The following is a 19,821-nucleotide window of genomic DNA, read 5'->3' on the forward strand; positions in this document are numbered from 1 at the left end:
AGACGTCCCTTGTTTCTACGCAATGCATGGTACTGCGCCGGTTGGGATGAAGACGTCGGCATCGGGGCGACCGATCTCGTGTGCCGCAGGATCGCCGGCCAATCGATCCTGCTCTACAGGACGGGCGAGGGCCAGGTCGTGGCGATGGAGGACAGGTGCCCCCATCGCTCCGCCCCGCTTTCGCTCGGCCGCAAGGAAGGCGACGCGGTCCGTTGCATGTACCACGGGATGCTGTTCGGAGCGGATGGGGAATGCCTGGCGGTGCCGGGCATGGACAAAGTACCGGCGGGCGCCAGCGTCCGGACCTTCCCGGTTGTCGAGCGCGACAACTGGATCTGGGTCTGGTTGGGCGATGCCGCGCAGGCGGACGAGACCCTGATCTGCGAGGCGATCGGCCCGTCGGACCCCAAGTGGGTGCTCAAGACCAACCAGTTGCGGATCGACACGGACTATCGTGAAGAGATCGCCAATCTGGCCGATCTCAGCCACGTGTCATGGGTTCACGGGATGACGTTCGGCGGCAGCGACGACTGGGGCTTCATCAAGCCCCGGCACGAACTGCAACCGCGCGGAATCGAAACCAAGTACTGCGTTCGCGGCGTCCCCGCGCCCACGTTCGCCCGGCATCTCTTTCCCGCGGACGCGCGCTTCGACATCAACGTCCACGTCCGCCTGAGCGTGCCCTGCAACTTCATCCTCAGCTTCGCCGTCCATGAAGCGGAAGAAGGTGCAACCGGTCGCGGAATGTCCAACGGCAAGCTGCTGCTGGACACGTTCTCTAGCCAGGCCGTGACCCCACGCGACGAGGGCTCGGTCGATTACTACTTTTCGTGGGGCACCAGCAAGGAAACCTGGTTCCCCGGAATCGTCGACCTCATGCACCGCACCAACATGCACGCCTTCCTGGAGGACAAGCGCATCCTCGAAGGCCAGCGCGAACGGCTCCTGCAATACCCTGGGGCACCCCAGGTCGATATCGTCCACGATGCCGGACCGGTGCGGATGCTCTGGGTGCTCGACAAGCTTCTTGCCGAAGAAGCCGATTCGGTCGGGGTCGCGGCATGACGGTGCAGTCGATTTCGGTCCGGGTTCTTTCCAAGCGGATCAAGGCTCCTGGCATTGCCGCCTACACACTCGGTGCGGAAGGCGGACAGGTCCTGCCGGACTACGCCGCCGGCGCGCATATCGACGTCAAGCTGCCCAACGGCCTGATCCGACAATATTCACTGTGCGGGGATCGCGCCGATCCCGCCACCTACGAGATTGGCGTGCTCCGCGATGGCGCGGGGCGCGGCGGCTCCGCCTATCTGCACGACACCGTGCGGGAGGGCGACCTCCTCGAGATCGGCGAACCGCGCAATCTGTTCCCGCTGACCCCGGCCCGCCATTCCGTGCTGCTGGCCGGCGGCATCGGCATCACCCCGCTGCTGGCAATGGCGCGCAGCCTCGCCACCTCCGGCAGCAGCTTCGAGTTCCACTATTTTGTCCGGTCGGAAGACCGCGCAGCCTATTGGGACACCCTCTCCAGGCTGGCGCCGGACGAAGCCCTGTATCTCCATGTCGGCGAGCGCATTCCGGCGAGCTTCGCGGTCGCACGGGTTCTCGGCGCTCCCTCGCCCGATACGCACCTCTACACCTGTGGCCCCAATCCCTTCATGGATGCCGTGCTGGATCTTGCCCGCAGCGCGGGCTGGGATGCCGCCAATCTCCACTCAGAGCGCTTTGCCGCGGTCACGGGTGGTGACGACCAGCCCTTCGAACTCGAATTGGCCGCCAGTGGCAAGGTCGTGCAGGTCTCCGCCGACCAGACCGCGGCAGAGGCGCTGGCACTCGCGGGGGTGAGGCTGCCGCTGTCCTGCGAACAGGGCATTTGCGGCACCTGCCTGACCACCGTCCTCGCGGGGGTGCCCGATCATCGCGACAGTTACCTCTCCGAAGACGAACGCCTCGCCAACGATTGCTTCACCCCTTGCCGCTCGCGCGCGCGCACGCCGCGTCTGACCATCAACCTCTGAAGGAGCGCAACGATGTCTTCCTCGCCATTCAAGTATCTCAAGCGCGCCTGGTACGTCGCCGCCATGTCCAAGGAAGTGAAAAGCGAGGCGCTGTTCCATCGCCGCATCCTTGGCAAATCGGTGATGATCTACCGCCTGGCCGATGGCATGCCGGTTGCGCTGCACGATCGCTGCCCTCACCGCTTCGCACCGCTTTCGCTCGGCAAGCGGGAAGGCGATGAAGTAGCCTGCCCCTACCACGCGCTGCGCTTCAACAGCGCCGGCAGATGCACGCACAACCCGCACGGAAACGGCCGGATTCCCGATGCCGCCAGGGTCGACGCTTTTCCGCTCATCGAGAAGTTCGGCTTCCTCTGGATCTGGATGGACAGTTCCGAACCCGACCCCGCGCTTCTCCCCGATTTCTCGCCGCTGGACGAAGGCCATCCCAACGCCGTGGCGCAAACCTACATGCACCTCGACGTGAACTATGAACTGATCATCGACAACGTGATGGATCTCAGCCACATCGATCACGTCCATGGAGAGATCATCACCACGCGGGGCAAACGGTCACGTCCGTCAAGGTGGTGTAATTTCGGCGGTGGCCGTGGGTCATCGTCAGGCGGCCTTTGTGGCGATGTGTAGGGGCTGATTTTCGTCCTCGATCATGGGTTGGTTGAGTTCGGCGAAGCCCTCGATCTGCATGTAGCGGTGTTGGAGTTGCCACTCGTCGTTCTGTTCGAGCAGGACAGCACCGACCAGGCGGATGATCGACTCCTCGTTCGGGAAGATGCCGACGACGTCGGCCCGGCGCTTCACCTCCTTGTTCAGCCGCTCGAGTGGATTGGTCGAGTGTAATTTCGTGCGGTGCTGGGTGGGGAAGCCGGTGTAGGCGAGCACGTCGGTTTCGGCATCGTCCATGCAGGTGCCGAGCTTCGGCCAGCGGGCACGCAGTTGATCGGCGACGTGGCGCCAGGTCTGGGTCGCTCCGGCCTGATCGGGCTGGATGAAGGCCTGACGGATCGCGGCGGAGACCATGGTGTGCTGGCCCTTGGGCACGTGAGCGAGCGCATTGCGCATGAAGTGGACGCGGCAGCGCTGCCAGGTCGCGCCCATGACGCGGGTAATCGCCGCCTTGAGGCCCTCGTGGGCATCGGAGATCACCAGCTTCACCCCGGTCAGGCCGCGACGCACCAGATCCTTCAGGAAGGTCGCCCAGAAGGTTTCGGCTTCGCTGGGGCCGATGTGCAGGCCAACGATCTCGCGGCGCCCCTCGGTGTTGACGGCGACGGCGATTATCGCGGCCACACTGACGATCCGGCCGCCTTCGCGTACCTTGAGGTAGGTGGCGTCGAGCCAGATGTAGGGCCATTCGCCAGTCAGCGGGCGCTTCAGGAAGGCCAGGACGCGCTCGTCGATGTCCTTGCACAGCTTGGAAACCGTGGACTTGGAGATACCGGTCATGCCCATGGCCTGCACCAGTTCATCGACCCGCCGGGTGCTGACACCGCCGATCCACGCCTCCTGGATCACCGCCACCAGCGCCTTCTCCACCATCTTGCGCGGTTCGAGGAAGCCCGGGAAGTAGGTTCCGGTGCGCAACTTGGGGATCTTGAGGTTGAGCGTGCCGACCCGGGTGTCCAGCGAACGGTCGCGGTAGCCATTGCGCCAGGTGGCGCGCTCGCCGCTGCGCTCGTGCCGACCAGCGCCGATCAGGCCGTCAACATCGGCCTCCATGATCAACTGCATCACACTCTCGGCGATGGCGCGCAAAAAATCACCGTCGCCGGTCTTCGCAGCAAGCTCTTCAATCAGTAGTCTGGCATCGGTCATCGGGAATTCCTCTTCGTCAGGGTAGAAGTCTCGCAACTCCACCATAACGATGAGCCCGGTGGCCACCAGAGCCGCCGAATTTGGGGGTGGGGCATGCCCCACCCCCAAATCCACCAGCTCATACACCGGAAATTACACCACGAACGCGGACGCTAACGGGCAAACTTTCACCCGTGATCCCCAAGGTACGCGAGACCCCCACGACCATTTCCGCGCGCTGGGAATGGTCGCAGCAGCCGGCCATGATGATCTTCGCGCCGTTCATGTCCCGGCCTGACGACGAAGCCCGGCAATACTTCGATATCGTGTGGCACGCGCCTTCGAATATTCAGCTTTCGGTTGGCGCCGTGCAGGACGGCAAGAGCTTCGATGAGGCGGTGAGCCAGTACGACTTGCATACCTGCACCCCCGAAGACGAGTTCAAGACGCACTATTTCTTCGCCACCCGCCGCAACCACGTGGAAGACGACGCGGAATACAACGCCTTGAAGATCAAGGGGATGCACGATGCGTTCGAGCTTGAGGACGGCCCGCTCGTGCAGGCCGTGCAGCGCGAAATGGGCGATGCCGATTTCTTCGACCTGAACCCGGTGCTCATGTCGAACGATGTCGCCCCCGTCAAAGTGCGACGCCTGCTCAAGCGGATGATAGACGCCGAATCGTCCTGATTTGGGTTTCTCGGAAAGGGACCAGGGAAGCGATGGGCCGCCCACGCTGTCGAGCCGGGCGACGGCGCTTCCTTTCCCGGCCTGCATTTCCTGACCGCTTCCGCCAGGCTTTGCCCGTTTCGCAAAACGGAGCGACCCCACGCGCTATGCATCGAACGCGGCGAGGGCTTCCGGCACGCCGTAGCCCCGGTCGGCATAGTGGCGCGCGATGACCCGCACCATGGTCGCCAGTTCGGGAGATCCCTCACGGGCGCGGTGGCTCATAATGATCGGCGACACCGCCATTTCTTCCAAATCGCGATATACGACGTCATCTACGCGCGACTTCTTGACGGATTCGGGCACGATGCAAATCCCCTCTTCCGCTGCGACCAGACCCAATGGCGATCTGAAGCTCGCGCGCCTCATGCGCCACGCGAGGCCGGATTCCATGGTCGGCAAACAGGGTAAGCACCTGGTCGGCGCGCGCGGATAGAGGATCAGCGCCTCTTCCTGCAATTTACGCAGGGACCAGAGGACGCGACCCGCCCGCCAGTCGGTGCCCGGCGGGTATGGCGACGACCAGATGTTCTTCCCGCAAAACAGTCCGCTGCACGGTGGCGTCCTCGAAACGGACGCGGCCAAACCCGACATCGATCCGACCGTCCTTGAGCGCGGCGATCTGGCCGATGCGGGTCAGGGGCCACGCAATGGCCTGGAGTATCGCGACGCTGTTGCCCGACGGGTGGGCACGAAGGCGACCGATGCCTTTTTCGCGGCCTTTGTGGCAACGGGCCTGCCGCACACATCGGGCGGCAGGCCGCCGGGTTCCGCCGGAGCGCCGGCTTACGGTATTCCGGGCAGGATCGATTTGCTCGATGTTCTGGAGGGCTGGGTCGAACGCGGCAGAAAACCGGCGGACGCCTTGTTGCTGACGCTGCACGAAACCACCGCGCCCTATCGCGTCGTGGCATCCCGGCCGATGTGCAAATGCAGTACCTGGTCCCGCTTTTCAGGGCGGCCGGATCAGGGCAACGATGGGCAGCGGTATTCCTGCGTTCGGTAGCACCGGGCTGGCAGTGCGCGCTTGCATCATCGCACCGCTCCTGGCTATACCTTGTCGCCCGTTCGACATCGGGGTGTCCATTTTCGAGCGATGCACGGGCGGCTCCCGAGCGCTTTAACTCGCGTGTCTCCATCAGAGCGCAAGCCAGATTACGCCGAAACCTGTCGTCGGCACATGGCTAAGCATGCGGTGCTACCGCCCAAGAAATTGACGTCCCAGACCTAACGCAAGCGCATCGAGATCCGCAGCGCGTTCAATTCGAAAAGCGGTCCCGGATCGAGGGGCTCAGCCGCTTTGGCAACGGTCATCGGTTGGCAGCCGGATGTCACCTGCCGTGTCTTAAGGCGCCTTGTGTTCGACTAGACACCGTCCATAATGCTTGGATTCCGGTGCCTTATGCTCCAGCTCCGGCCTTGCCGCGCCATGTAGCAACCCATCCATCTGCCGGTTCAACCCCATCTTGCAACGGACCGGTCATCGCGTGACGTCGCCGCAGACCCGCGATCACCCTCAAGAATCCTGCTTGCTTGACATCGTCCGAATCTCGGCCTAATTATTTTTCAAATAAAAATTCGTTATCCGAATTATTGAACATGGAGAGGAGATGGGCATGGGGAAGGTTCGTTATCCATTGCTTTGCAGTGCCGCGATTCTGGGGGTGACGGGCGGTGTCTCGACCGCAGCCGCACAAGATGCGCCCGCCAAACCGGCGGCAAGCGCCCCCGCCGCCGACGCGGGCAGCGAACCTTCGGTTCAGGACATCATCGTCACAGGCACGCGTATCCAGAGTTCGGGGGTGCAGGCGCCAACGCCGCTGACCGTCGTCGATGCGGCCAAGATGCTGCAGACGGCCCCGTCAGCGGTCGATGACATCATCGCGCAGCTTCCTGCGTTCCGGGCTTCTTCCGGTCCGAACCAGGTCCAGCGCAATGCGGGTTCGATCTCGACCGGTCAGAGCCTGGCCAACCTGCGCAGCCTTGGCGCACAACGCGCGCTTGTCCTGATCGACGGTCGCCGGCCGGTCCCCACCAACCCGCAGGCCACGACCAGCACCAGCATCATTCCGATCGGCCTGATCAAGCGGATGGAAGTCGTTACCGGTGGCGCTTCGGCGGCTTATGGCTCCGATGCAGTGGCCGGCGTCGCGAACTTCGTGCTGATGGATCGCATGGAAGGCATCCACGGGTCGATCTACAGCGGCATTTCGCAAGAGGGCGACAACAAGGAATACGGCGGCAACATCGCGTTCGGCATCAATACCGCCGACAATCGCCTGCATGTCGTATTCGGCGCCGATTATAACAAGAATTACGGCGTGGGTAACATCTACTCGCGCGACTGGAGCCGGGTCGAACCGGGTAACTCGGGGAACCCCCTGTCTTTCGGCGCCGCGCGCGCGGCAGGAACGCCGGCCTTCGGCTGGGCCAACGGCGTCGAATATGCGGCGCAGACGCCGGGCGGCGTCATCACCGGGGCAACGACAACGGGAGGCACCGCTTCCACCGCGCTCAACCTGCTGGCTTTCAATCCCGATGGATCGACCTACAAACTGACCCGCGGCCCCGTGCTGGGCAACTTGATGATCAATTCATCCAGCAACGTCGGCTCCGGCCCCCTGTCGCAGTGGAATCTCAAGCAGCCGCTCGAACAGTTCGCCACCATGCTGCGCCTTGGTTATGACCTCACGGACAGCGTCACCGCCTTTGCCGACGTCAACTACGCGCGCAGCAATGTATTCACCTATTCGCAGTATCACCAATCCCCCACGATCACCATTCTGGCGAACAACCCCTACCTGCCCGGCGGCATCCAGGGGCAGCTGACCACGAACAACATCGCCAGCTTCAACATGGGCCGTATCGATACGGACTGGCTGGGGACTTCCGCCGACAATACCTATACCACGTTCCAAGTCGCGACCGGCCTTAAGGGCAAACTGCTCAATCGCTTCAACTGGGACGCGACGTATATCTACGGACGGTCGGTAATCGATTCCAAGGTTTACGGTACGCGCGAAGCGAACCTCTATGCCGCGCTCTATGCGGTGAAGGACACCAGCGGGAACATCGTTTGCGGCCCGATCGCCTCGAACCCCAACTTCGCCGCCAACCGCCTAACCAACACGGTGCAGGTCGCGAACGTGCAACCGGGCTGCGTGCCGCTCAATCCGTTCGGTGCCGGCAACGTCTCGCAGGCGGCCAAGGATTACGTTTCCGGTATCGAATACACCAAGGACTACATGGTCCGGCACGATGTCGCGCTGAACATCAACGGACCGCTGTTCCACCTGCCCGCCGGCGACGTTTCCATCGCACTTGGCGGGGAGATGCGATGGGATTCTTTGCGCCAAGTCGCCGACGCGCTGCAGGAGCGGGGCCTCTACTCTTCTGGGAACAACAAGTCCTATTCCGGCAAGAACAACGTCAAGGAGTTCTACGGCGAAATCGACCTGCCGATCCTGAAGGACGTGACCGCGATCCGTTCGCTGAACGCCAACGCTGCGGTTCGTCGCACCGACTACAACCTCAGCGGTGCGGTAACGACCTGGAAGGTGGGCGGCACTTATGAACCGGTTGAAGGACTGCGGCTGCGGGCCACGCGATCGCGTGACATCCGGGCGCCTTCGCTTTCTGACCTGTTCCTGGTCGGTGGCATTTCCTCGACGGGTTCCTTCGTCAATCCGTTCAACGGCCAGTCGGCACGCCTGCCGCAGCAGACCGTCGGCAACCCCAATCTCAAGCCGGAGAAGGCCGACACCTTCTCGGCCGGGATCACGTACCAGGGCCACGGCGCGCTTTCCGGCGCCCGTTTTTCGGTGGACTATTACCGGATCAAGGTGAGCGACGTTATCGCGTCGGTTTCGGGAACGGACATCCTCGCGCGCTGCTACGCCAAGCTGCAAAACTACTGCTCGGCGATCACGTTCGATAACTCGCAATTCGGCATCGCCAAGATCTTCATCCAGCCGTTCAACCAGTCAGCCTTGCTGGTCAAGGGCGTGGACATCGAAGCCGGCTACCGCACGTCGCTGGCGCCGATCGGGCTGCCGGGCACGCTCGATACCACCGTCTATGCGACGCATCTGGCGAACTACAAGAGCACCGACATTGCAGGCCCAACGGGCGTGACGCTCGACTATGCCGGTTATCAGAATGCGGCACCCAAGTGGTCGATCGCGGCCTACGTCAACTACCGCCTCGATCCCGTCACTATCGGCCTGCAGATGCGCGCCTTCACCCACATTCGCTATTCGCCGCTTTACAAGGGGCCGGACGAGGCGGGCTATGACCCCACCGCCGCCAACAGCATCAGCCAGAATACGTTCGCCGGGCAGGCCCTGTTCAACCTCAACATGGCCTATGATTTCGATATGCGCGGCAGCAAGGCGCAGTTCTTCCTCAACGTGAACAACCTGTTCAACACCAATCCGCCGCCTTACGCGATCGCGGCGATCAACCTTGGCGGCAACCCCTATGACTACGTGGGTCGCAGCTTCAAGGTCGGCCTGAGGTTCGGCCTGTGAGGAGGCACCGTACCCTTCGAAAGGCAGCAATGGTTCTGGCTGCGGCGGGGGCATCCCTCGTCGCGGCGCAGGCCGGCGCGCAAACGGTGCTGTCGGATTACGAAAGCGCCGATCAGGCCCAGAAGGTGCGCGACAACGCCCTGTGGCGCCTTGCCTTCCGCCCCACACTGCAAGTGCTGGACCAGACCATCGCGACCTTGCAGCACGGCGCAAAACTTTCGGCGGAAGACAACGCCGCCATTGCGGCACTGACGCAAAAGGCGCGCTCGCTTCCGGAGCCGGAGGCAAGGCGGACGTACTGGGAAGCGGTTTCGCGCGTGCTGGGCCGTCGCTGGGATGCGACGCAGGAGATGGTCGGCGCCCTGTCCGTCAAAGTGGCGCATCCCGTGATCTCCGAGAGCGCCACGACGCTTGATCTGGCCACGCTCTATCCGGTCACGCCGGCGGCGTCGGCACGCTTCTCGATCGTCCTGTTCAAAGGCGTGGCCACATCGTCGGCGACCCCCCAACGCGGCGAGAACGTGCGGGAACTGGCGTCGGGCACGATCGGCGCAAAATTGCCGCGCACCGTACCGGTCAGCTTCGCCGGCGTGCCCGATGGCTTCTACCTCCTGCTTACGCGCGTCACCGCCCCGGACGGCGCCAGCAGCGAAATCGCGACGCCTTTCTACATCGTCCACGATCTCGGCAGGCGCCAGGCCGCGCTGGAGCGCAAACTTCAGCGGGTGACCGGCCACGACGCCGCCCGGCAGACCGCGCTCTACCCGTTCGCGCTGGCAAGTGCACTGAACGCCGGCACGCGCGAGGTCATCTCCTATGACTTCAATGCGGCGATCGCGCGGTCGGAAGCCATCGTCTCCGATCTCCTCGCCGGCAAGGATTCTGTGAAACAGGCGAAAGGTCTGCAAAGCCGCGCATACCGTTTTGCCGAGACGGGCGAACTCATCCCTTACCAGATTTTCGTCCCATCGGCATGGACGCCCGATCGCAAGTGGCCGCTCGTGGTTGCCCTGCATGGCGCCAATCTGGACGAAACCAACATGCTCGGGCGGGCGGGCGGAAGGATGCAGCAGCTGGCGGAACAGCGCGGTGTCATCGTGGTCGCCCCGCTCGGCTATCGCATCAACAGCGCTTATGGCTCGCAACGCGGCATGGGCCGCCTGCTTGGCATCGAGGATACCCGGCTGCGCCGCAGCGAGGCCGATGTCCTTGCCGTTACCGACCTTGTCACCGCGGAATACAGCGTCGATCCGGAACGCGTGTACCTCACCGGTAATTCCATGGGCGGCGGCGGCACCTGGTGGATCGGGGGCCAGCACCCCGAACGCTGGGCGGCGATCGCTCCGGCGGCCTTCGGCGGCGTGATACCGGAAGACGTGCCCGGCCTGTCGCGCCTGCCGATCCTGGCCGTGGTCGGCGACAAGGACGAACTGGGCATGCTGGATCGCGTGAAATCCGCCGTGTCCATCCTCCGGCAAGGAGGCGTCCGGCCGGGTTATCTCGAAGTGGCCGGCGGCACGCATTCCAGCGCTTTCGACACCGCTCTTCCCCGGATTTTGGACTTCTTCGAAAGCCACCGCAAGTGAACGCCCACGCTCCCGCTATGTCCACGCGCATGCGGCTGGTAGAGACCAGCCGCATGTATGGTGCATTCGGGAGCTTCATCGTGAGCGATGACAAGAACGAGAAGAATGTGGTCAAGTCTGTCGCCAAGGCTTTTGCGGTACTGCACAGCTTTGGCCCTGACGCGGAAGAACTGGTCATAGCCGATGTGGCGCGCGCGGCGCAGATGGACAACGCCACGGCGTTTCGTCTGCTCAACACGCTGGTATCGCTCGGCTATGTCGAGAAAGTGCCTGACAGCCGGCGTTTCCGTTTGACGTTCAAGTGCCTTGAGCTGGGCTTCAACGCGATCGCCCGTTCCGACATCCGCACCCTGGGGCGTCCGCTGCTGCGGTCGCTGGTCGGGGACCGGATCGAGGCTGCCTCGATCGGTGTTCTGGACGGCCCCGAAGTCGTCTATGTCGAACGCATCCAGGCGGGTCTGCAACGGCTGGCCGTCGATGTCCGGGTCGGCAATCGCGTTCCGGCCTTCTCGTCCGCGCTTGGCCGCGCGATCCTGGCGCACCTGCCACTTGCCGACGAGCGGGCCATTCTCGAGGCAAATCCGCCCAAGCAACTGACCCAGTACACCAAGGTCGACATCGATCACATTCTCGCCGAAATCGCCCATGCGCGGCGCGATGGCTTCGCCGTATCGGATCAGGAAACGGTTACCGGCCTGCGGGTACTGGCCGCACCGATTACCGACATCGACGGGATACCCATTGCCGCAATGAGCGTCGCCGCGCCCGCGTTCGGGCAAACGCTCGAGGAGTTCATCGAAACGGCCCGCGATGCCACGTGCGACGCGGCAAAACGTCTTTCGCTGGCCGTTCGCGCTGCCGGCGCCACGGCGGCACACCCTCTAACCCCTTAGCCAATCACCACATGGGAGATTTTCACCGGTGACAACTGCTCTCGATTTCAAAGGCCTCATTCCCGCGATCGCCGTCCCTTTCCGGGATGACTTCAGCATCGACGAAGCGGGTCTTGGCCGGTTCGCCCGGTGGCTCTCCCGACAGCGCGGCATTAAGGCGCTGATGACGAACGGGCATACCGGCGAGGTATTCTCGCTGACGCCGCGCGAACGGGCGGAAGTTACCCGCATTACTGCCGACGCGGTCGCCGGAACGGTTCCCGTTATCTCATCCATCGTCTGCGAAGGCACGATCGATGCCGGCGAACAGGCGGTCATGGCGCGCGACGCAGGGGCCAGCGCACTGGACGTCATGCCGCCCCACCATTGGCTCCGCTTCGGCTTCCGCCCGTCGCATGTCATCGAATACTTCGAGGCGATAGACAAGGCAGCGGGCCTGCCGCTGATCGTCCATGTTTACCCCGCCTGGACAAAGGCCTCGTTCTCCTCCGCCCTGCTTGCCGAACTTGCCCAGCTTGATTGCGTTCATGCTTTCAAGATCGGCACACGCGAAATGAACAAGTACGCCCGCGATCTGGAAGCCATCCGCGCGGTGGCGCCGGACAAGGCCCTGCTGACCTGCCACGACGAATACCTGCTGGCGTCGATGGTTCAGGGCATCGATGGCGCGCTGGTTGGCTTCGCCTCTTTGATCCCCGGCCTCATCATGGACCTGCTCGATGCGGTCCAGAATGGCGATCTCAACGAAGCGCGCCGGATTCAGGCGATCATCGATCCGCTCAAGCAGTCGGTTTATGGTGATGGCGAGCCCACCGGTGAAGCGCATGCCTGCATGAAGGCCGCCATGGCGGCCGCAGGCATCTTCGACAGCGCCACGGTCCGCCCGCCGACGGTGCCGCCAAGCGAAGCGGAACTCGCGCGCATCAAGGCCGCGGTCGCAGCTGCGGGCATCGCCCAAAGCATTCCGGCCTAAACCGGTGGCAGGCAAGGGGCAGCGCACGGTCGTCGTTACCGGGAGTTCGTCGGGCATAGGCAGCGCGATCGCGCGCCACCTTGCCGGCGAAGGCTGGGCCGTGACCGGGCTGGATCGGGTTGCGGCGGAATCGGCCGATCACCTCGCGGGCGAGGTTCTGGTCGATCTCGCAGATGCAGGAGCGGTGCAAGCCGCTGGCCACCGGTTGCGCGGGCACCATGCGCTCGTCCATGCAGCGGGCCTTATGCGCACGGCCCGGCTGGACGCGCTTGATCCCGCCGACGGCGATCTGATGTGGGCGGTGCATGTCCGCGCGCTGACAATCCTGATGCAGACGGTGTGCCCGGCGATGCCAGCCGGCGGACGTGTGGTGGCCGTCGGCAGTCGCACTAGCCGCGGCGCGGCAGGCAAGGGACAGTATGCGGCGACCAAGGCCGCCATGGTCGGGCTTGTCCGTTCCTTCGCATCGGAGCTGGCCCCCGTTGGCGTCACCGCGAACGTGGTCGCCCCGGCTGCCACCGCCACGCCATTGCTTTCGCGCGGTGATCGCGCCGATGTTCCCCCCGTAACGCCCCCGATCGGCCGCTTTATCGACCCTGTGGAAATCGCCGCCACGGTTTCCTTCCTGCTTTCGCCCGAGGCCGCTGCCATCACGGGGCAGGAAATTGTCATCTGCGGCGGCGCCTCGCTCTAGCGCGCCCCGCCAACGTTCAGGATATTCACTGTGACCATCCCACGCATCATTGACATTGTGGAGGTGACGAAGCCCATTTCGTCGCCCATCCGTAACGCCTACATCGATTTCACCAAGATGACCGCGAGCCTTGTCGCCGTGGTGACCAACGTCGAGCGCAACGGCCGGCGCGTGGTCGGCTATGGCTTCAATTCGAACGGACGGTACGGCCAGGGTGGCCTGATCCGTGAACGCTTTGCCGATCGGCTCAAGGAAGCCGATCCTGCTTCGCTTCTCGACGAGACCGGTGAAAATCTCGATCCCTCCAAGGTCTGGACAACCTTGATGACCAACGAAAAGCCTGGCGGCCACGGTGAACGGTCCGTCGCCGTGGGCACGATCGACATGGCGATATGGGACGCGGTCGCCAAGATCGCCGACAAGCCGCTGTTCCGCCTGCTCGCCGAACGCAAGGGACGCGAGGCCAACCCCCGCGTGTTTGTCTATGCGGCCGGAGGGTATTACTATCCCGGCAAGGACGACGACGCGCTGCGCGCCGAAATGCGCAGCTACATCGATCGCGGCTACAACGTGGTGAAGATGAAGATCGGTGGCGAAAGCCTGGCGATCGACCGGCGCCGCATCGAATCCGTTCTGAAGGAAATCGGGTCCGACGCGCAGCTCGCGGTCGATGCCAACGGGCGCTTCGATACGCTGACCGCCATCGAATACGCCAAGGCGCTGCGCGAATACCCGCTGTTCTGGTACGAGGAAGCCGGTGATCCGCTCGACTACAAGCTGCAGTCAGTGCTGGCCGAATTCTACCCCGGCCCGATGGCGACGGGCGAGAACCTGTTCAGCCACCAGGATGCGCGCAACCTGCTGCGCTATGGCGGCATGCGGCCCGATCGGGATTATCTGCAGTTCGATTGCGCGCTTTCCTATGGCCTCGTCGAATACATGCGCACCCTGGAAGCGCTGGACGAATGCGGCTGGTCCCCTTCGCGCTGCATTCCGCACGGCGGCCACCAGATGTCGCTGAACATCGCGGCGGGTCTCGGGTTGGGCGGCAACGAAAGCTATCCGGATCTGTTCCAGCCCTATGGCGGCTTTCCGGACACCGTGAAGGTCGAAAATGGCCACATCGTGATGCCCGATCTTCCGGGCATCGGCTTTGAAGGCAAGACCGACCTTATCCGCGTGATGCGCGATCTCGCCGAATGATCGGACTGGTGGCGATGCGGGGTTAACCCGCACGTCTTTCAAGAGAGGTGATGCAGATGGGCGATGACGCCTTCCGCCAGACCGTGATCGTCGCATCGGTCGTGGCCTATATTGTGCTGACAAGTCTGCTGGCGTTCGTTCTGCGCAGCCGGACGAGCGCGCAGTTCATGGTTGGCGGAAGGTCGCTGCCCGCGGTTGTCATCGCCGTATTGTTGATGTCGGAGTTCATCGGCGCGAAATCGACCGTGGGAACCGCGCAGGAGGCCTTTGAAAAGGGGATGGCCGCGGGCTGGTCCGTTCTGGCCGCCTCTATCGGCTTCCTGCTGCTCGCGCTGTTCTTCGCGCGGCAGATCTATACCTCGCAGCAGCACACGATCTCTGGAATCGTGGAACAGCGTTTCGGCAACGGCACCCGGATCGTGGTTTCGCTGGTGATGATCTATGCGCTGCTGCTGGTGAACGTCGGGAACTACATCAGCGGGGCCGCGGCGCTTTCCCAGGCGCTGGGCATCAACCTCACGCTTGCCACCTTTACCGTGGCCGCATTCAGCGCGATCTATTACGTGTTTGGCGGGCTCAAGAGCATTGCTTACGTGACCGTGCTCCACAGCGTCCTCAAGCTGATCGGCGTGGGCGTGCTGGTTGCTGTAGCCGCCTCACTGACAGGTGGACTGGCGCCCATGCGCGCTGCCCTTCCCGCGTACTATTTCTCCGTTACCGGTGCAGTTGGCGCAAATACCATATTCGCCTGGATCATCGGGACGCTGGGCGCGATCTTCTCGACCCAGTACATCATCCAGGCCATTGCCTCGAACCGGTCCGCACCGGCCGCGCGCTCCTCGGCCTTCCTGGCCTCGCTGCTGTGCCTGCCCCTGGGCTTCTCGCTGGCGTTCATAGGGGTTGCCGCTCGCTACCTCTATCCTGGCCAGGAGAGTCTGTTCGCCCTTCCGGTGTTCATTGCCAAGATGCCGGTCGGATGGGCCGCGCTTGTCACCCTGTCGCTGGTCGCCTCGGCCCTTGTCAGCGTCAGCACCGTGGCCGTGGCCATCACGGCGCTGGTCATGCGCGATTTCTACGTGCCGTGGCGGAAGCCGACGGGCGAGGCCGAATTGCGCGCCACGCGCTACGTTTCGCTTGCCGTGGGCCTGGTGCCGCTCCTGTGCGTGTTCTTCACGCCAAAGATTCTCGAGCTCTCGTTCTTCACGCGCGCCTTGCGCTTGTCGATCGCGATGATCGCGCTTGCCGGGGTCTATCTGCCCTGGCTCGGGTCCGGCCGATCCGCCGTGACGGCCCTGATCGCCAGCGGCATCGTAACGACCGCGTGGTATCTGGCGGGCAATCCGTTCGGAATAGACAACATGTACATCGCTGCGCTGACGCCGGCGCTGACCCTGGGAATATCCCACCTGGCAAGCCGCGATCGTTCGCGCGCAAACTCCTGATCGTGAGGAAACCATGAAGAACCGGATGCCCTTCATCGCCGCCGCCCTGTGCTTGTGGCATCTCGCAACCGGGGCGCAGGCCCAGCCGGTGGACGTTTCGGCGAATGGCGACACCAGCGTTCCCGCCATCGTCGTTCCCGGCAGCACCCTGATGAGCCCGGAAGGCAACCAGTCCCGCGTCGAGCATATCCTGACCGAGCGGTCCTTGAAGGGGAAGTCGGTTGCGGAAGTGAACGCCGCCCTGTTCGGTCCCCGTCTGGAGCGGACCAAAGCTGCATTCGATGTTACGATCCGCGCGGACCGCATCGGTGGTGTGCCCGTGTTGGTGTACGAACCAAAAGGCGGCGTGGCGCCAGCGAAACGCGGCAAGGTGCTGATCAACGTGCATGGCGGAGGCTTCGTCGGCTGCTTCACCGAATGCGGAGGGCTGGAGTCCATTCCCGTTGCGGCCCTAACCGGGTTGAAAGTCGTCAGCATCGACTACCGTCTCGCACCGGCGGCACAATATCCGGCCGCATCCGAGGACGTAGCGAGCGTTTACCGCGAGATGCTGAAAAACATCCCGGCCCGCAGCATCGGCTTGTACGGTTGTTCGGCGGGCGGACTTCTCACAGCCCAGTCTCTGGCATGGTTCCAGACTCACAACCTGCCCGAACCGGCCGCTGCGGGCATTTTTTGCGCTGGCGGCGATCCGGGCATGGGCGGGGATTCTCGGATCACCGGCGCGCTGCTCGGGGATGGAGAAATGCCGGCCCCGCCCTCGTCCACGCCGCCCCTGGGCTACATGCGTGGCGCCGCTCGCGAAAATGCCACCGCCTTCCCCGCTACCAGCGCTGCCGTCCTGAAGAAGTTTCCGCCAACGCTCGTGATCGTTGGAACGCGCGATTTCGCGATGAGCAGCGCCGTCAACCTGCACAGCAAGCTTGTCGCCAACGGCGTGGATGCGCGGCTGCACATGTGGGAAGGAGGCCGCCATGCGTTCTTCTACGATATCCGCGTTCCCGAGGCCCGGGAAGCGTTCGACGTCGTTGCTCGCTTCTTCCTCGAAAGGCTCAAATGAGGCGGTATTGATGTGATGGGTCGCCCCATTCCAGATCTGACATCGAAGGGGGAGCAAGAACTGTCGTGGTCTCTTGCGCGAACCGTTGGTGTGGAATGGAATGGGGAAGCGTCATGATCAGGGCCGTTCAAATGACCCCGATCATGACGCAGGTTCAGCCCGGCGTCTGAAGTCCCGCCTGATCGTCCAGCGCGAGAGCCCGGAGCGCGGCGGGACGGCTTTGACACCGCTCGATGTAGGCGTCGAAAACCACGTCGGCCGGGAACGCCCGACGGCCAAACGCCATGGCGCTGCTGATCAGGAAGTCGGCGCCGGTGAAGGTCCCGCCCATGACATAGGGACCAGCCGCCAGCGCCGCGCGCAAGCGGGCGAGCACGGCGTCGTAGTTGCGCTGCTTCTGCGGCGATCGAGCAAGTTCGCCCGCCATGCCGGCGAACAAGGCAGGCTCCAGTTCGGCAACATACCATGCGATCCAGGTGAGATAGTCCCCTCGGCGGGCATCGGCCGGGGCGGGAGCAAGCCCTGCCTGCGGGAAGGCATCGAGCAAGTAGAGCACGATCGCAACCGATTCCGCGAGCAGCCTGCCGTCGTGGACCATGGCCGGCACGCGCTTGTCGGGATGGGGATTGGCGGGATCGCCGTGCCCTTCGCCCGTCATGGGCCGGAAAATGGAAACCGGGCGAATCTCGTAGGAAACACCAAGCTCCTCCAGTAGCCAGATCATGCGGGACGAACGCGACTGGGGCGCATGGAACAAGGTAATCATGAGGCAGGTCCTTTCCGATCGGGCTGTCTGCAAGGGGTTCCGCAGAGCGATTTGGCTTGTAGGACAGTCCTGCTGACAGCATTCTGTCAGCAGGAGGTGGCAGCATGCGCAGGGCGGACCGGTTGTTCCAGATCATCCAGATCCTTCGCCGCTCCTCCCGGCCCGTGACGGCAGCGGAGATCGCGCGCGAGCTCGAAGTCTCGCAACGCACCGTCTATCGCGACATGGCGGACCTGATCGCCCAGCGTGTTCCGGTGCAGGGCGAAGCGGGGTTCGGGTATATCCTCGACGATGCGTTCGACATGCCCCCGTTGATGCTGACCCCCGATGAGGTGGAAGCGGCGGTGCTCGGCGCGCAATGGGTCGCGAGCCGGGGCGATCCGGTGCTGGCCAACGCCGCGCGCGACCTGATCGCCAAGATCACCAGCGTCGTGCCCGACCGGCTCCGTCCGCTTATTGCCGATCCTGCGATCGCCGCACGATCGACCAAGGCGCCACCGGCACCCGATCGCATCGATCTGGCGCGAACCCGTCAATGGATCCGCGAAGGTCGCAAGATCGAGATCGACTACCTGGACCAGCATGGCGAGCGAAGCCGGCGCATCGTCTGGCCGGTCATCCTCGGCTTCCTCGACGACACGCGGATGCTCGCCGCCTGGTGCGAGCTACGGCACGATTTCCGGCACTTCCGCGCTGATCGCATTGCCTCCGCCACCTTTCTTGAGGATCGTCACGGGGTTCGCCCCGGCACGCTTCGCCAGCGCTGGAAGCGGGACATGGCGGAGAGACGCAACGCCGAGGGCGTGCGATGATCGACCTCTCCCTCCGCGATGCCCGGCGCATTGCGTTGGCCGCGCAAGGTTTCGCCGGGCGTCGTTTCGAGCAACCCGCATCAGGGCACCTGCAGCGCGTACTGGACCGGCTGGGCCTGTTCCAGATCGACAGCGTGAACGTGCTGACAAGGGCGCATTATCTTCCGGCCTTCTCTCGGATCGGCAGCTATGATCGCGCCGCGCTGGAACGGGCCGCCTGGGGCCTCAGGCGCCATCGCCGCATGTTCGAATACTGGGCGCATGAAGCCTCGCTGCTGCCGCTCGATCTTCATCCGCTGCTCCGTTGGCGGATGGCGCGGGCAGAACGCGGCGAGATCGGCTATCCTGCGTTGCGCCGGTTCGCGACGGAACATCGCCAGCAGGCGCAGCTGGTGCTCGACCGGATCATGGCGGAAGGGCCGCTGGCCGCCGCAGACTTCGAGAATGGCGCGAGCCGGAGCGGCTGGTGGCAGTGGAGCGACACCAAGCATGCGCTCGAATGGCTGTTCTGGTCCGGACGGATCACCACCGCCACGCGGCGCGGCAGCTTCGCGCGCCTTTACGATCTGCCCGAGCGGGTGCTGCCCGAACACGCCCTTGCCCTCCCCACGCCCGACGCCGCCACCGCGCAGCGCGAACTCATCGCCCGCAGCGCGATGGCGCTTGGCGTGGCGACCGCGGCCGATTTGCGGGACTATTTTCGCCTGAAGCCCGATGAAGCGGATTCCGCGATCGCCGCGCAGATCGAGGATGGCCTTCTCGTGCCTGTTCGCGTCGAGGGCTGGAGCCAGAAAGCCTGGATGCACCGCGATGCAAGAGCGCCGCGCAAGGTAACCGGTTCCGCGTTACTGGCGCCATTCGACCCGCTGATTTGGGAACGGGCGCGAACGGAACGACTGTTCGGATTTCATTATCGGATCGAAATCTACGTGCCGCAGCAAAAGCGCAAGCATGGCTATTATGTCCTGCCGTTCCTGATGGACGAAGCCCTTGTCGCCCGCGTGGATCTGAAGGCCGACCGTTCGGCGAGCGTTCTGTTGGTTCCTCGCGTGACCCTGGAGCCGAACGCCCCACCCGACACCATGGAGCGGCTTGCCCTTGAACTCGATCGGATGGCTGCCTGGCTCAACCTTGAAGGCGTGCGCATGGCGGCGAACAGATGATCGCAAACAGTGCGATCGCGGGCATGGCCGCCAATCTGAGCAGAGACTGACGGCGGCTTTTCGTACCGCTTGCTCCCTTTATTCGGCAAGAAACGGAACAGGGCGGGCTTTATTCTTCATTTTCCGCCATTCTGTTATTGCGGTCTTCGACGAATCCGGTCCT

General features: G+C 63.7%; 18 protein-coding genes and 1 pseudogene. 15 read left to right on the forward strand and 4 right to left on the reverse strand.

Annotated elements, in window-relative coordinates; genetic code table 11:
- The first annotated feature begins 9 nt into the window (after nt 1-9).
- From FA702_RS19195 to FA702_RS19205, 3 genes and pseudogenes are all read left to right on the forward strand, one after another.
- A complete protein-coding gene (locus FA702_RS19195; RefSeq protein WP_136957723.1) occupies nt 10-1,065 on the forward strand; it encodes an aromatic ring-hydroxylating dioxygenase subunit alpha in 1,056 nt (351 codons plus the stop codon).
- Nucleotides 1,062-2,015, forward strand: coding sequence for a PDR/VanB family oxidoreductase (locus FA702_RS19200; protein ID WP_136957724.1), 954 nt, complete (start codon nt 1,062-1,064; stop codon nt 2,013-2,015). The genes FA702_RS19195 and FA702_RS19200 overlap by 4 nt, the downstream gene beginning before the upstream one ends.
- 12 nt (nt 2,016-2,027) lie before the next feature.
- A pseudogene (locus tag FA702_RS19205) lies at nt 2,028-2,570 on the forward strand (Rieske 2Fe-2S domain-containing protein); the annotation flags it as partial.
- A 45-nt stretch (nt 2,571-2,615) separates the two neighbouring features.
- Here the strand turns inward: FA702_RS19205 and FA702_RS19210 are convergent.
- Entirely contained in the window at nt 2,616-3,830 is a 1,215-nt protein-coding gene (locus FA702_RS19210; protein WP_136958076.1) for an IS256 family transposase, read from the reverse strand.
- 173 nt (nt 3,831-4,003) lie between these two features.
- On the opposite strand from FA702_RS19210, the gene FA702_RS19215 reads away from it, so the two are divergent.
- Nucleotides 4,004-4,498, forward strand: coding sequence for a hypothetical protein (locus FA702_RS19215; protein WP_370385541.1), 495 nt, complete (start codon nt 4,004-4,006; stop codon nt 4,496-4,498).
- Nucleotides 4,499-4,642: 144 nt separating this feature from the next.
- Here FA702_RS19215 and FA702_RS23330 read toward each other — a convergent pair whose 3' ends face one another.
- Nucleotides 4,643-4,843, reverse strand: coding sequence for a hypothetical protein (locus tag FA702_RS23330; RefSeq protein ID WP_255504892.1), 201 nt, complete (start codon nt 4,841-4,843; stop codon nt 4,643-4,645).
- A gap of 154 nt (nt 4,844-4,997) precedes the next feature.
- Nucleotides 4,998-5,282 carry a LysR substrate-binding domain-containing protein gene (locus FA702_RS23335; RefSeq protein WP_255504893.1) on the reverse strand — a complete coding sequence of 95 codons (285 nt, stop codon included), beginning with the start codon at nt 5,280-5,282 and terminating at the stop codon, nt 4,998-5,000.
- On the opposite strand from FA702_RS23335, the gene FA702_RS23340 reads away from it, so the two are divergent.
- The 9 genes from FA702_RS23340 (at nt 5,223) to FA702_RS19260 (ending at nt 16,917) form a co-directional block, all read left to right on the forward strand.
- Nucleotides 5,223-5,543, forward strand: a complete 321-nt coding sequence (locus FA702_RS23340; protein ID WP_255504894.1) for a tannase/feruloyl esterase family alpha/beta hydrolase — start codon at nt 5,223-5,225, stop codon at nt 5,541-5,543. The two genes, FA702_RS23335 and FA702_RS23340, sit on opposite strands and share 60 nt — an antisense overlap.
- 610 nt (nt 5,544-6,153) lie before the next feature.
- Entirely contained in the window at nt 6,154-9,066 is a 2,913-nt protein-coding gene (locus tag FA702_RS19225; RefSeq protein ID WP_168196146.1) for a TonB-dependent receptor domain-containing protein, read from the forward strand.
- A 29-nt stretch (nt 9,067-9,095) separates the two neighbouring features.
- Nucleotides 9,096-10,652: a PHB depolymerase family esterase gene (locus FA702_RS19230; protein ID WP_136957726.1), complete on the forward strand. Its 1,557-nt coding sequence runs from the start codon at nt 9,096-9,098 to the stop codon at nt 10,650-10,652.
- Between the two features lie 80 nt (nt 10,653-10,732).
- Entirely contained in the window at nt 10,733-11,545 is an 813-nt protein-coding gene (locus FA702_RS19235; protein ID WP_168196147.1) for an IclR family transcriptional regulator, read from the forward strand.
- 28 nt (nt 11,546-11,573) lie between these two features.
- Complete coding sequence (locus FA702_RS19240; RefSeq protein WP_136957728.1) at nt 11,574-12,518, forward strand: dihydrodipicolinate synthase family protein; 945 nt, start codon at nt 11,574-11,576, stop codon at nt 12,516-12,518.
- A 4-nt stretch (nt 12,519-12,522) separates the two neighbouring features.
- The gene (locus tag FA702_RS19245; protein ID WP_136957729.1) at nt 12,523-13,212 is read left to right on the forward strand and encodes an SDR family NAD(P)-dependent oxidoreductase; all 690 of its coding nucleotides are present in this window, start codon (nt 12,523-12,525) and stop codon (nt 13,210-13,212) included.
- Nucleotides 13,213-13,248: 36 nt separating this feature from the next.
- Nucleotides 13,249-14,415, forward strand: coding sequence for a mandelate racemase/muconate lactonizing enzyme family protein (locus tag FA702_RS19250; RefSeq protein WP_370385543.1), 1,167 nt, complete (start codon nt 13,249-13,251; stop codon nt 14,413-14,415).
- A gap of 50 nt (nt 14,416-14,465) precedes the next feature.
- Nucleotides 14,466-15,857 carry a sodium:solute symporter family protein gene (locus FA702_RS19255; RefSeq protein WP_255504895.1) on the forward strand — a complete coding sequence of 464 codons (1,392 nt, stop codon included), beginning with the start codon at nt 14,466-14,468 and terminating at the stop codon, nt 15,855-15,857.
- 13 nt (nt 15,858-15,870) lie between these two features.
- Nucleotides 15,871-16,917: an alpha/beta hydrolase gene (locus FA702_RS19260; protein ID WP_255504896.1), complete on the forward strand. Its 1,047-nt coding sequence runs from the start codon at nt 15,871-15,873 to the stop codon at nt 16,915-16,917.
- A gap of 154 nt (nt 16,918-17,071) precedes the next feature.
- On the opposite strand, the gene FA702_RS19265 is transcribed toward FA702_RS19260, so the two are convergent.
- Nucleotides 17,072-17,683, reverse strand: a complete 612-nt coding sequence (locus FA702_RS19265; protein WP_136957731.1) for a glutathione S-transferase family protein — start codon at nt 17,681-17,683, stop codon at nt 17,072-17,074.
- A 104-nt stretch (nt 17,684-17,787) separates the two neighbouring features.
- Between FA702_RS19265 and FA702_RS19270 the strand changes: the two genes are divergently transcribed.
- Nucleotides 17,788-18,495 carry a YafY family protein gene (locus tag FA702_RS19270; protein WP_136957732.1) on the forward strand — a complete coding sequence of 236 codons (708 nt, stop codon included), beginning with the start codon at nt 17,788-17,790 and terminating at the stop codon, nt 18,493-18,495.
- Nucleotides 18,492-19,658 carry a winged helix-turn-helix domain-containing protein gene (locus FA702_RS19275; RefSeq protein WP_136957733.1) on the forward strand — a complete coding sequence of 389 codons (1,167 nt, stop codon included), beginning with the start codon at nt 18,492-18,494 and terminating at the stop codon, nt 19,656-19,658. The genes FA702_RS19270 and FA702_RS19275 overlap by 4 nt, the downstream gene beginning before the upstream one ends.
- The last annotated feature ends 163 nt before the right edge of the window (nt 19,659-19,821 follow it).

This window comes from Novosphingobium sp. EMRT-2, from assembly GCF_005145025.1.
Lineage (GTDB): Bacteria > Pseudomonadota > Alphaproteobacteria > Sphingomonadales > Sphingomonadaceae > Novosphingobium.

Coding starts and splice junctions, on each gene's coding strand:
- FA702_RS19200 (WP_136957724.1), top strand. CDS start 1,062: ATGACGGTGCAGTCGATTTCGGTCCGGGTTCTTTCCAAGCGGATCAAG.
- FA702_RS19210 (WP_136958076.1), bottom strand. CDS start 3,830: ATGACCGATGCCAGACTACTGATTGAAGAGCTTGCTGCGAAGACCGGC.
- FA702_RS19225 (WP_168196146.1), top strand. CDS start 6,154: ATGGGGAAGGTTCGTTATCCATTGCTTTGCAGTGCCGCGATTCTGGGG.
- FA702_RS19230 (WP_136957726.1), top strand. CDS start 9,096: ATGGTTCTGGCTGCGGCGGGGGCATCCCTCGTCGCGGCGCAGGCCGGC.
- FA702_RS19255 (WP_255504895.1), top strand. CDS start 14,466: ATGCAGATGGGCGATGACGCCTTCCGCCAGACCGTGATCGTCGCATCG.
- FA702_RS19260 (WP_255504896.1), top strand. CDS start 15,871: ATGAAGAACCGGATGCCCTTCATCGCCGCCGCCCTGTGCTTGTGGCAT.
- FA702_RS19265 (WP_136957731.1), bottom strand. CDS start 17,683: ATGATTACCTTGTTCCATGCGCCCCAGTCGCGTTCGTCCCGCATGATC.
- FA702_RS19270 (WP_136957732.1), top strand. CDS start 17,788: ATGCGCAGGGCGGACCGGTTGTTCCAGATCATCCAGATCCTTCGCCGC.
- FA702_RS19275 (WP_136957733.1), top strand. CDS start 18,492: ATGATCGACCTCTCCCTCCGCGATGCCCGGCGCATTGCGTTGGCCGCG.